The following is an 11,913-nucleotide window of genomic DNA, read 5'->3' as shown; positions in this document are numbered from 1 at the left end:
CCGCTTAGGCTACAGATCCTTGGGCAATGCGGCGCCCAGCCATTTCTGCGAAATCGCCGACAACGAGCCGTCCTGCTTGGCGGCCGCCAGAATGTCGTTCACGCGGGCGCGCAGCTTCGGTTCGTCCTTGTTCAGGCCGATGTAGCAAGGCGAGTTCTTGATCAGGAATTTCGTTTCGGGCTTCTTGGGCGGATTGCGCGCCAGGATCGCCGCAGCCACCACGTTGCCCGTCGCGATCATCGGCACCTGGCCCGACAGGAAGGCGGTGATCGTGCCGTTGTTGTCCTCGTACCGCTTGACCGTGGCGGACTCGGGCGCAATCTTGGTCAGCTCGATGTCCTCCACCGCGCCGCGCGTGACGCCAATGGTCTTGCCGGCCAAGTCCGCGGCGGACGACACCTTCAGGTCCGCCGGGCCGAACACGCCGTTGAAAAACGGCGCGTACGCTTCAGAAAAGTCGATGGCCTTCTCGCGCTCCGCATTCTTGCCCATGCTGGAGATCACCAGATCCACCTTCTTCGTCTGCAGGTAGGGCACGCGGTTGGCGCTGGTGACCGGCACCAGTTCCAGCTTCACGCCCAGTTGCTTGGCGATGAGCTGTGCCGTGTCGATGTCATAGCCCAGCGGCTTCATGTCCGAGCCCACCGACCCAAAGGGCGGAAAGTCCTGCGGCACCGCGATTTTGATGACGCCCGCCTTGACGATATCGTCCAGCGCATCGGCGTGCGACACAGGAGCAGCCAGCAGCGTGGCGGCGGCGCAAAGGGACAGCAACAGGGATCTGCGTTTCATGAGGAACTCTCCAGGGCCCGCACTGCCCGGCCGGGTCAATGCGTTGCACACCAAGTCGGTATACAAAGAGAGTCAAAGCAAAGTCCGTGCCACGCGCGTGTGCGGGGAGGCGACGGGCAAAGGTCGTGCAGACGCCCCGCGATGGTGCGGCGGATGCGCCGCGGGCGGGCGCGCAGGCACCGCTTTGGACGTTTGGATTCAGGCGTCCACGTAGCCCGCCATCAACCCTTCGAACCATTCATGAAACACCGCCAGCCGCCGCGAGCGCTGGCGGCGGTGCGGATACAGCAGCGACACCGGCATGGACGCCGCGCGCGCGGCCGGCATCACTTCCACCAGTTCGCCCGCATTCAGCAGATGCTGCACGTCGAACCGGGGAATCTGGATCAGCCCCAGCCCCGCCAGGCAGCAGGCGATATAGCTTTCGGCGTTGTTCACCACCACCCGGCTGCGCACCGGATCCTGGCGCACGCCGCCATCGGGCGACACGGTTTCCCAGGGCAATTCCCGCCCGGTCTTCGGCGACGCATAGCCGACCGCCCAATGGCCGGTGGCCAGATCTTCCGGCTGCATCGGTTCGCCGTGTTCGCGCAGGTAAGCCGGACTGGCGCAATTGATCAGCGCAATGCTGCCCAGCGGCCGCACCACCAGGCTGCTGTCGTGCAGCGCGCCGATGCGCACCGCGCAGTCCACGCCTTCCTGCACCAGATCGATGGCGCGGTCGGTGGAACTCAGCACCACTTGCAGCCGTGGATGCCGGCGCAGCAGGCCCGGCAACTGCGGCGCGATCAGCCGTCGCGCCACGCGGCTGGGCACGTCAATGCTCAATCGGCCCGACACCTGCCGCTCGCTGGCCTGGAACAACTGGTCGATGTCTTCCACTTCCGCCAGCAGCGGCAGCACGCGCTCCAGCAGTTGCTCGCCATCGGCCGTCAGCCGCACCTGCCGGGTCGTGCGATGCAGCAGCCGCACGCCGAGCTGGGTTTCCAGTTGCTGGATCGCGGCGGACACCGACGCGCGGGGCGCGTCCAGCGCATGCGCCGCCTTGATGAAACTGCCCATCTCGGCAACCTGCGCAAATACGCGGTACTGGTCGAATCGGTCCATGAGCGGCCTGTGGCGATGCGGGGGGACGGTGCAACGGGAAGCGCGCGCCATCCCGATGCCGGGGGCGCGCGCAATGCATGAAAAGCATAGCCGCAATTGGGGGCTGATCGGGATCCGATCCGGCCGCGTCAGCCGCTGCGCCAGATCGCCACGGCAGCCAGCGCCGCCGGCACCAGAAACACGACCGCCAGAATCGGCAATTCCTCGCGCACGGTGTACCCGGCGTGCGTCACGCCCACCCACATATTCACCAGCGCCACCACCAGCCAGACGGGAATGAACGCCTTGGCTGCCACCGCCAGCGCCGCCGCATCGCCGCCCCACAGCTTGCCGAAGAGCAGGAACACGCCCAACAGCACCGCGCCGCCTCCGATCACCATCGCCATATGCATGCCGCTCTCCCTGGTCTGCCGCCTATTTGGTCGTGTAGCCGCCGTTGATAAGGATGGTCTGCCCCGTGATCCACCAGCCGTCGCTAACCAGATGGCGGATGAACGGCACCACGTCCTCGATATCCGTCAGCCCTGTCTTGCTGAACGGCGACAGCGCCGCCGCGGTCTTGTGATACGCCACGGCATCATCGCCCTCGGCCGGATAGAAGAACGGCGTATCCATTGGCCCCGGCCCCACCGCCGTCACCGAAATCCCCCGCGCCCCAAACTCCTTGGCCGCCGCGCGCGTGTAGTGCTCCACCGGCGCCTTCGTGCCCGCATAGGCCGCATAGAACGGCGTGAAGGCGCCCAGCAGCGACGTCACCAGCGTGCACACCTTGCCGTTGTCATTCACGTGCCGGCCAGCCTCGCGCAGAAAGAAAAACGCCGTCTTGGAATTTACCGCCGCCATCTCGTCGTATTCGTCCTCGCTGATCTCGGTGAAGGGCTTCTTGAGCACCTTGCCCACCGTATTGATCGCGATATCCGGCCGGCCCACCGCCGCCACCGCGTCGGCAAACAGCTTCTCCACCGCCGCTGCCGTCGTCAGGTCGCCCTGCAACGCCACCGCCTTGGCGCCCGCCGCCTGCACCGCCGCCACAGTCGCCTCGGCTTCGGCCTTCGACGCCGCACTGTTGTAATGGACCGCCACCGCGCGGGCGCCCTGCTCAGCCAAATCGCGCGCAATCAGCCCGCCCAGATTCTTCGCCCCGCCCGCAATGATCGCGACCTTGCCTTTGATCGAATGGTCCGCCATGGAAAATCTCCTTCAGGTGTTTCGGATGTCGATGGAGCTACGAGCTTAGGCAAGCGCTCGCGCCCGATAAACCACCTGAAGCTGGATGGATCATCCAGAAAAACCACCCAATCGCGGCGCGCGGTGCGAAGGTCGAGAAGGTGTCTGACACCTGGCAATATTTCGCCGGCCTCCCGAAGAACGCCGAAGTCAGAGCCAGGTCCACCAACAAAAAAGCCGTCCCTAATCCAGGGACGGCTTGCAGCGACGTCAATCGAGGAACGCGCTCAATCCACCTGCGCGCCCGACTGCTTCACCGCCTTGCCCCATTTATCCACTTCCGAGGCAATAAACGACCCAGTCGCCTCAGGCGTCAACGGCATCGGCTCCGCGCCACGATCCCGGAAGAACTTCTGCATCTCCGGCGTATTCAACACCTGCCCGATCTGCTTGCTGAGCGCATCGGTAATCTCCGCAGGCGTCCCCTTCGGCGCCAACACCGCCGCCCAGCCAATCGCCTCAAACCCCGGATAGCCCGATTCCGCCACGGTCGGCACATTCGGCAACTGCGGCAGCCGCTTCGCCGTCGTCACCGCCAACGCCACCGCCTTCTTGCTCTGCACGTGCGGCAAACCCGCCGTCACCGAGTCCACCATCAGCGGCACCTGATGCCCCAGAAAATCCGCCTGCGCAGGGCCACTGCCCTTGTACGGAATGTGGCGAATATCAATATCCGCCGCCGCCTTGAACATCTCGGCCGACAAATGCTGCGTGCCGCCAATGCCCGCGCTGGCATACGCCAGCTCGCCAGGATTCGCACGCGCCTGCGTCACCAGTTGCTGCAGCGACGTAATGCCCGAAGCCGGCGTCGCCAGGAACATCAGCGGCACCGAGAACACCCCCGACACCGGCGCAAAATCCTTCGTCAGGCTGTAGTTAATGGTCTTGTACAGCGTCTGATTCACCGCCGCCGCGCTACCCGCGATCACCAGCGTGTAGCCGTCCGGCGCCGCGCGCGTGGCCTGCTCCATGCCGATATTGCTGCCCGCGCCCGCGCGGTTCTCCACCACGATGGGCTGCTTGACCGCCGCGCCCAGCTTCTCGGCCAGCGCGCGCGCAAAGATGTCGGTCGCCTGCCCCGGCGGGAACGGCACGATCAGGCGGATGGGACGGTCGGGAAATTCCGCGTGCGCGGGCGTCATGGCGGCGGCCAAGGCCAGGCCGGCGGCAAGACTGGAAAGAATACGTTTCATGATTGGTCAGTAAAAAGCGACGGCGGACTGCGCGCGAGGGGCGCATCGCCTGCATAAAATAGAGCGCCCGCGCTGGCAGCCCTTGTGAGGCCGGCCCGGGGCAGATCGGAGGGGTAGCGTCACAATAGCATCCCCCCGTCGGTGCTACATTTGCCTTTTCGCGCTTCCCCCTGGGGAATCCCTCGAAATTTCCCTCATCCCCTGTCCTTACATCCCGCAGGAACCGCCATGGAATTCAGCCAGTTCAACGTCGACACCCTCATGGAGATCACCTCCCGCCCGGACCTCGTGTTCGTCAGCGGCAAGGGATCCTGGCTGGAGGATCACGCGGGCAAGCGATACCTGGACTTCGTGCAGGGTTGGGCGGTGAACACCCTGGGCCACTCCGCGCCCGAAATGCAGCGCGCGCTGGTCGAACAGTCGCAAAAGCTGATGAACCCGTCGCCGGCGTTCTACAACATCCCCTCGATCGAGCTGGCCCAGCGCCTGACCGGCGCGTCCGACTTCGACCGCGTCTTCTTCGCCAACAGCGGCGGCGAGGCCAACGAAGGCGCCATCAAGCTCGCGCGCAAGTGGGGCCAGGTCAAGAAGAACGGCGCCTACAAGATCATCACCATGAACCACGGCTTCCACGGCCGCACGCTGGCAACGATGTCCGCGTCGGGCAAGCCGGGCTGGGACAAGATGTTCGCCCCGCAGGTCGAAGGTTTCCCCAAGGCCGAACTGAACGACCTGGAATCCGTGCGCAAGCTGATCGACGACAAGACCGTCGCCATCATGCTGGAACCCGTCCAAGGCGAAGGCGGCGTGCTGCCCGCCACCAAGGAATTCATGCAAGGCCTGCGCAAGCTGGCCGATGAAAACCAACTGCTGCTGATCGTCGACGAAGTGCAAACCGGCATGGGCCGCACCGGCAAGATGTTCGCCTACCAGCACTTTGACGTCGTCCCCGACATCATGACGCTGGCCAAGGGCATCGGCGGCGGCGTGCCGCTGGCCGCCCTGCTGGCCCGTCAGGAAGTCAGCGTGTTCCAGCACGGCGACCAAGGCGGCACCTACAACGGCAACCCCCTGACCACTGCCGTTGGCGTCGCCGTCTTCGACGCGCTGGTCGCGCCGGGCTTCATGGACGCGGTCAACGCCCGCGCCAAGCAGCTGTCCGAAGGCCTGCTGGCCATCTCGGCCAAGTACGGCATGAAGGGCGAACGCGGCATGGGTCTGCTGCGCGCGCTGGTCATGGATCGTGATGACGGTCCGGCGATTGTCGAGGCTGCGCGCAATCAGGCGCCGGAAGGTCTGCTGCTGAACGCCCCGCGTCCGAACCTGCTGCGCTTCATGCCCGCGCTGAATGTGACGGCCGAGGAAGTGGATTCGATGCTGAAGCAGCTGGATGCGCTGATTGCGCAGGTGCGTAAGGCTTGATGAGGGTTAGAAGGTAGTGAATGCAGGGGCCGCGATTATGCGGCCCTTGTTTTTTTGGGTTGATTGGATCGCGGTTGGGGTTGGGTATGCGGCCGTGGGTTGGGACATATCAAAGGAATCGAATGGACGCGAAGGAATTTGTCGGCAACTGGAATGCGCTGCGGGGTGAGCTGTTGGAGACGTTCATGTCGGCGGACGGCGGGAGCGCGGTCGCGGCCAAGGTGCGCGGGCTGGGGTTGTCGGCGGCGCAGCTTGAGGGCGTGCGTGGCGTTTTGGACCTGGCGCTGCGGGACACGATGTATTCGCTGCTACTGGGGTTAGATGGGGCGGCGAGTATTGGAGATAGCCAGGAGCAGTTCACCATCGCGGGTGAGGATGGGGTGGTGATTGAGGATATTGAGTCGGAGGCGTGGGAGTGCTTCCATGGTGATTCGGGCGTTTGCGGTTGATTCGCCCGCTGAGGGGCTGGGTGTTTTGGTCGCCGTTTCGGGAGTTTGAAGATGTCCAAGTCGCCTGCTGATGACGTGGTGTCGATCTATCGGGAGCATGCCGACGCGTTTGTGCGGCTGCGTGGGACGGGGCTGATCGAGCGCGCGTGGCTGGATGCGTTTCTGGCGCTGCTGCCGGGGGCGAGTCCGCGGGTGTTGGATATTGGGTGTGGGTTTGGGGTGCCGATTGCCCAGTATCTGATTGAGCGTGGCTGCCGGATCACGGGTGTGGATACGTCGGTGCCGTTATTGAATCGAGCGAAGGCGGCGTTTCCTGAGCATCAGTGGATTGCTGGGGATATGCGCAAGATGCCGGTGGCGGGGGCGTTTGATGGGTTGATCGCTTGGCATAGCTTTTTTCATTTATCGCCAGAGGATCAGCGGGGGATGTTTGGGGAGTTCGGGCGGTTGGCTGCGCCGGGGGCGGTGTGGATGTTTACGAGTGGGACAGGGTTAGGTGAGGCGATTGGGGAGTTTGAAGGGCGGCCGCTGTATCACGGGAGTTTGGAAGGGGCGGAGTATCGGGAGTTGTTGGCGGGGAATGGGTTTGAGGTGGTGCGGCATGTGGTGGAGGATGCCGGGTGTGGAGGGGCGACGGTGTGGTTGGCGAAACGGGGAGGGACGAGGAAACGACTCGCCCCGAACGTTGGGGAGTGTCAAAATTTTTGTGTTCTAGGCATTTGCGCTGACATTGCATCATTAGCTAGCCAGCTGGCTGTGAGTCCATATCGGGCCGGGTAAATTGTTCCCTATAGAAGACGGCGAACTGTTACATGGCGTCGGTCCCATGGTGAGTGGCTGCGCGTTTTTGATGATCTTGCGAAGCTGCGCATTTCCGCTCTCTATCGCATTGGTTGTGTCGATTACGTGTCGGATCGCAGAGGGGAATTCAAAGAATGGTATGCCCTGCTCTTCTGCGTCTCGTCAAGCTTTGATGATCTTAGGGTGCTTCACACCCACGGGCGTTCGGCGACCGCATCCAGAGGCTGCTGCCCGGCCTGGGCTCTCTCAGACGGGATGCTCGGTTGTAGTGGCGGCTATGGTACGGCACTCCTTCCAGCCAGCTTAGTTCAGGCTGGTGAGGATCGGGCGCCGAGTGCACGTCCGCCGCGCGGTGGCCGAGGTACCTGCAGCTCTTGAAGTAGCACTCGCGAAGTAATTATCTCCACTACGCGATCTAGGCGATTCCGAGCCGGGTCGATCTTATCTAGGGGCGCATTCGCGTGCGTCTAACGATTAACGAGCACCACCAAACGTTAATTTTGGTACATCACGTAACTGCCGAGTAGAATCACCTGGAGACAATTACTGAGATAAAACATGAGTGCTCAGCCCAAGTTAGTAAGCGCCCCACTGGTCAAGATGCGAACCGGACGCGACTCGAGTCAAACGTTAAAGGACCTAGTAGCCAATGAGTATGTTTTCGCGGTAGTCGGGCCGGCTGGGTCCGGAACTAGCTGGGTGGCAGATGCACTTCAACGCCTACTCAATAACGCCGGAATTCAAGCGGAAATTCTCAAAGCGTCAAATGTTATTGAGTCTTGGGCCGTGACTCGCGGTCGGGAAGTCGACAGTGCGACGAAGTTGTTGCGCGCAAAATCTTTACAGGATTTGGGCGACCTGTGCCGTCTTGAAACAAGTGACAAGGCAGCTGTGGCTATCCGTCTGATGCGAGAGATGCATGACCGAAGGAAGGGTCACACCGAAAGTCGCATGGCCGGCGGGGCGGCAGTCGCTGAGCGCCGCGCCTACATCATCGACTCCCTCAAGCAGCCTGCGGAGACGGCCCTTTTGCGACAGGTCTACCAAGATGCATTCTGTCAGATTGGCGTTGTTTGCGATGAAGAAGTGCGAAAACAACGACTGAGTTCTTCCAAGTGCAAAGACTCGACAGAAGCTGAGATTGAAGCATTTATGCGTCGGGATGAGGATGCAGACGCGCCTCATGGTCAAAAGGTGACGGACACTTTTCACCTCTCTGACTTTTTCGTAGATAACACGCCTGCTCGAATGATTCGGGAGGGCAAAATGGACGTCGAAAACCCGGCGTGGGATGTCGCCGATAAGCTCGGCCGCTTGATCGATATCCTGACACATACGAAGGTTGTCAGACCGCTCCCCAACGAGACGGGCATGTTCCATGCTTACGGGTCTGGGATGCGTAGCGCATGCCTATCTCGTCAAGTGGGCGCAGCTTTGATGGATGCCGCAGGAAACGTCGTGGCGACCGGGGCCAACGAAGTGCCGCGAGCCGGAGGCGGGGTCTACGGTGGGGGGTTTCGAATGGACGTACTCCACGGTCACGAGTACGATCATCGGTGCGCCGTTGCTGGTGGTGTTTGCAGTAACACTGTCGAGCAGCAGACGATCATTCAGCATATCATTGACGCTTTTCCCGAGCTCAAAGCCCAGGATGACGGCGTAGAGTTGCAATCGCGATTGCGGAAGACGGAAGTGGGTCGCCTTCTCGAATTTAGTCGTGCGGTACACGCGGAAATGGATGCTTTGCTTTCAGCTGGGAGGCAGGGAACCTCGACCGTCGGAACGCGAATGTTTGTAACTACGTTTCCGTGTCACTACTGTGCTCGCCACATTGTTGCAGCGGGGGTTGATGAGGTGCAATTCATCGAGCCGTATCAAAAAAGTAAAGCGCTGAGTTTGCACGGTGATGCCATTGTGTCTAGTGCAGTGGATTGGCGTCCGCCAAGCGAGGTGGTATTGAGTGCGGCGACAGAACACGGCGCAAGCCACGCTCCTCCATTCGTTTTATTTCGCCCGTTTACAGGCGTAGCTCCGCGCCTATATAAGCGTGCATTTTTGAAAGATCGCAGATTGAAGAATTCGAAAGGTCAAATGGAATTTGGAGATTCTGACACTTCTATCCGCCCAGAATTGTTGCGATCTAGCTACGTTGATGTCGAGACCCAACTCATTAAAAATGGTTCCCACGATGAATAACCGAGACCTTCCACGGAATCATCTAAGATTGGTCGTGACAAACGATTTTCCCATCGATGATTTGGTGGAGCGTCAGGGCAATCGGAAAGATGTGCAGTTACGTCTTCCGTTTGAAGACGGCTTATCTGTGATGCTGGTGCACGAAGCAGATCTCAACTTTCCTGCTGTGTTCGAGGAATTTATTGCGCGCTATCAACCTAAATGGCTTCTCGATATAAGAGTTGCGCCGCGAATGGATTTCGTCGCCCCGACGCGCGCGTCTGCTTTGCGAGTGCTGTCCGCATTAAAAGTTAACTATGTGGACGTTCTAGGAAGGATTGGAGACACGTCAAAGTGGCTGCAATTTATAGAAAATCTTGTTCAGGATCAGAATCAAGCGGAAGGGTTATACGCCATCGTATTTGATGATCGAAGTATTCTGCAAGATGCTCGCCGACACTTGTCTTCCTTAGTGTGTCAACAGACTCAAACTGAAAGTGTTAGTGTTTCAACTTTTCGACGTGAGCTGCTCGCAATGTGACACGGTTAGTATAGGAAAGGTTCGGAATTGGTTTGAACTTATGGTCAAAAGCCCTACTAATCGATTAATTCTCTTAGTAGGAAAGCCTCTTGACAGAAATTGCAGAAATATCCGAACTAAACTCGCATGAATTTATGCAACGTTAATTTGCTAGCAGCTGGGTGGAGATTTGTCCCGCGCCAATTCGAAGTGGATTGCACGATCACGCGCGCTAGGCAACAGTTGTTGGGATCCGTCCGGATATTAATTTCAAGTTGCCGTAAAAAATCCGGATTGCCCTCTTCGATGATAATTCTGGTTAGTAGCCTTCCATCGTTCATAAGCTCTTATTCTTCGAAGGGGAGATGGAAAGAGCGATAAATTCCTCCCGAGGGTTGAGTGAACTCCGTCACCCATTTGCGAGAATATATAAAGGACTCGGGGCGCAAGGCTTACAAAGTTCGGAATTTGTACATTTTTGCCCGGAGAATTTCTGGACGGCTCGCGTGTTTTTCGTACATGATTAATGAATCCTACTCTCAAAGCTTCATATGAATTGTGGCGTGATCCACAGAATAGAAGGGGTAACTGAATTGACTGCACACGAAGACGAGTTTGGCTCCTACAATTTCGATCTTCAACCGCCTCCTGATGTGGTGTCCTTTAATGAACTTCGCTCCTGCGCAGATTTGGTCCGTCTGTTTGAAGAGGGCACCCTTGAAATTCAACCCCATTTTCAACGCGAAGTGGTTTGGAAAAAGCCCGACCAGTCTCGCTTTATTGATTCGCTGGTAAAGCAGCTTCCTATTCCTAGCATGTGTTTTAGCTTGGACTTTAAAACACAGAAATGGCAGGTCGTAGATGGTTTGCAGCGCATGACCGCCATTGTCTCTTTCCTGAGCAGACAGCCGGGTTGGCGACTTTCGCGCCTCGATGATATTGATGCCCGAATAGCGGGAAAGACGGCCGCGGAGTTGATTGAAGCCCGAGGTGAGTCGGAGACGCTGTATCGAAGAGTTAGAAATCTTAGTCTTCCTATCACGGTTATTCGCTGCGACTATTCGAAGGAAACTCACACGAACTATTTATTTACGATTTTTCATCGTCTTAATGCCGGAGGTGTCCGTCTTAATAATCAAGAAATTCGGAACTGCATCTATTCTGGACCATTCAATGAGATGCTGTATCAATTGGACTCGGATGCCAGTTGGAAGACGACAAAAAACAGGCTTCCCGGTAAGGGTACAAGGTTCCGCTCTGTAGAACTCATATTGCGTTTTTTAGCGCTCTACGAGAACAGCGATAGTTATGCCGGCAAAATGGCAAAATTTTTGAATGATTACATGCACGAGCATAGGCTCGCATCTGCAGATCAGTTGAACGAAAAGCGCCAACTATTCATTCGAGCCGCCACCGTTCTTTCCCGCGCATTGGTTAGCGATCGCGTTGCGAAGCCTCCCCATACTCTGATTGACGCTGCGCTTGTGGGTATTGCCGACAACATCGATGAATTGGAAGCTTTGACAGATTTGGAATTAGGGGAAAGGCTTTCGCTTTTGCGCGAAAACCCCTCTCTCTCCCCAAGCGAACTCAAATCGGACACCACCGCGACGGACAAGATTAGAAGCCGACTAAGTGCTGCGCGCGAGATTTTTGGATGATTACCAATGTTGAGTACGGCGGAGTTGTTGCAAAACATCAGTGTGTATCAAGCACATTATGACGAAGCTCAAAATTTGAGAGAGTTGTTGTTGCCTTCGAAAGCGGCGTTGTTAGACGTGTGCGGATGGCTGGAAGAGGCAATGGACAGTATAGTGATCGACTCGGCTCACCGTTGCAATTTATCCTCGGACAGGCTGCATGCGATCCAGCAGCAATATGTTAAAAGAACGTACGGGTTTGAATATTCTAGGCATTTTGAGAAAATGCTTACAGCTGTGATCGGATTTAAAGTGCTTGAACAAGCTGAAGCGCATATAGGGGCCACTACTCTTATGCCGTTTATGGCTGCAGTATCGTCGTTAGTTCCTCTTCGGAACCACTACGCCCACACTCATCTTGACGCATCCCAGCCTTATCCACAAAGCACTTCATCCATCCCAGCTCCAAATGCGCTTGTTCCATTTGTGACTCAAGCTGAAAATGCTTTACTGGCTCTAGAGAGTGCTTTAGTTCATTTCAGTTGCTAGCCTTTCCCACCCAGCTCATCGAAATACGGTAAGAGTCA

At 58.3% G+C, this 11,913-nt stretch carries 12 protein-coding genes and 1 pseudogene; 7 read left to right on the top strand and 6 right to left on the bottom strand.

From position 1 onward, the window contains the following. Positions 1–9: 9 nt before the first annotated feature. From KW836_RS03095 to KW836_RS03075, 5 genes are all read right to left on the bottom strand, one after another. The gene (locus KW836_RS03095; RefSeq protein WP_105236847.1) at positions 10–792 is read right to left on the bottom strand and encodes a transporter substrate-binding domain-containing protein; all 783 of its coding nucleotides are present in this window, start codon (positions 790–792) and stop codon (positions 10–12) included. A gap of 198 nt (positions 793–990) precedes the next feature. Beyond that, positions 991–1,899, bottom strand: coding sequence for a LysR family transcriptional regulator (locus tag KW836_RS03090; protein ID WP_218342425.1), 909 nt, complete (start codon positions 1,897–1,899; stop codon positions 991–993). Positions 1,900–2,027: 128 nt separating this feature from the next. After that, positions 2,028–2,291, bottom strand: coding sequence for a hypothetical protein (locus KW836_RS03085; RefSeq protein ID WP_175136998.1), 264 nt, complete (start codon positions 2,289–2,291; stop codon positions 2,028–2,030). Between the two features lie 22 nt (positions 2,292–2,313). Continuing rightward, positions 2,314–3,087, bottom strand: coding sequence for an SDR family oxidoreductase (locus KW836_RS03080; RefSeq protein WP_218342424.1), 774 nt, complete (start codon positions 3,085–3,087; stop codon positions 2,314–2,316). A gap of 266 nt (positions 3,088–3,353) precedes the next feature. Continuing rightward, positions 3,354–4,319, bottom strand: coding sequence for a tripartite tricarboxylate transporter substrate binding protein (locus KW836_RS03075; protein WP_218342423.1), 966 nt, complete (start codon positions 4,317–4,319; stop codon positions 3,354–3,356). A 228-nt stretch (positions 4,320–4,547) separates the two neighbouring features. On the opposite strand from KW836_RS03075, the gene KW836_RS03070 reads away from it, so the two are divergent. The 3 genes from KW836_RS03070 to KW836_RS03060 all read left to right on the top strand — a co-directional run bounded on the left by KW836_RS03070 (position 4,548) and on the right by KW836_RS03060 (position 6,970). Beyond that, positions 4,548–5,741 (top strand): acetylornithine transaminase, encoded by a 1,194-nt coding sequence (locus KW836_RS03070; RefSeq protein WP_218342422.1) that lies wholly within the window; start codon positions 4,548–4,550, stop codon positions 5,739–5,741. A gap of 122 nt (positions 5,742–5,863) precedes the next feature. Continuing rightward, positions 5,864–6,190 (top strand): hypothetical protein, encoded by a 327-nt coding sequence (locus KW836_RS03065; RefSeq protein WP_218342421.1) that lies wholly within the window; start codon positions 5,864–5,866, stop codon positions 6,188–6,190. A 51-nt stretch (positions 6,191–6,241) separates the two neighbouring features. Beyond that, positions 6,242–6,970: a class I SAM-dependent methyltransferase gene (locus KW836_RS03060; protein ID WP_255595089.1), complete on the top strand. Its 729-nt coding sequence runs from the start codon at positions 6,242–6,244 to the stop codon at positions 6,968–6,970. A gap of 41 nt (positions 6,971–7,011) precedes the next feature. Here KW836_RS03060 and KW836_RS03055 read toward each other — a convergent pair. Then, positions 7,012–7,147 (bottom strand): annotated as a pseudogene (locus tag KW836_RS03055) (transposase); the annotation flags it as partial. 402 nt (positions 7,148–7,549) lie between these two features. On the opposite strand from KW836_RS03055, the gene KW836_RS03050 reads away from it, so the two are divergent. The 4 genes from KW836_RS03050 (at position 7,550) to KW836_RS03035 (ending at position 11,875) form a co-directional block, all read left to right on the top strand. Then, a complete protein-coding gene (locus KW836_RS03050) occupies positions 7,550–9,187 on the top strand; it encodes an anti-phage dCTP deaminase (RefSeq protein WP_370632977.1) in 1,638 nt (545 codons plus the stop codon). A 34-nt stretch (positions 9,188–9,221) separates the two neighbouring features. Next, complete coding sequence (locus KW836_RS03045; protein ID WP_218342419.1) at positions 9,222–9,707, top strand: hypothetical protein; 486 nt, start codon at positions 9,222–9,224, stop codon at positions 9,705–9,707. 542 nt (positions 9,708–10,249) lie between these two features. Beyond that, positions 10,250–11,347 carry a DUF262 domain-containing protein gene (locus tag KW836_RS03040; protein WP_218342418.1) on the top strand — a complete coding sequence of 366 codons (1,098 nt, stop codon included), beginning with the start codon at positions 10,250–10,252 and terminating at the stop codon, positions 11,345–11,347. Positions 11,348–11,353: 6 nt separating this feature from the next. After that, positions 11,354–11,875 (top strand): hypothetical protein, encoded by a 522-nt coding sequence (locus tag KW836_RS03035; protein ID WP_218342417.1) that lies wholly within the window; start codon positions 11,354–11,356, stop codon positions 11,873–11,875. Positions 11,876–11,913: the final 38 nt, after the last annotated feature.

Source organism: Achromobacter sp. ACM05 (assembly GCF_019218915.1).
In the GTDB taxonomy this organism is placed as follows: Bacteria; Pseudomonadota; Gammaproteobacteria; order Burkholderiales; family Burkholderiaceae_B; genus Achromobacter; species Achromobacter animicus.
This window is presented reverse-complemented; position numbering and strand designations above follow the sequence as displayed.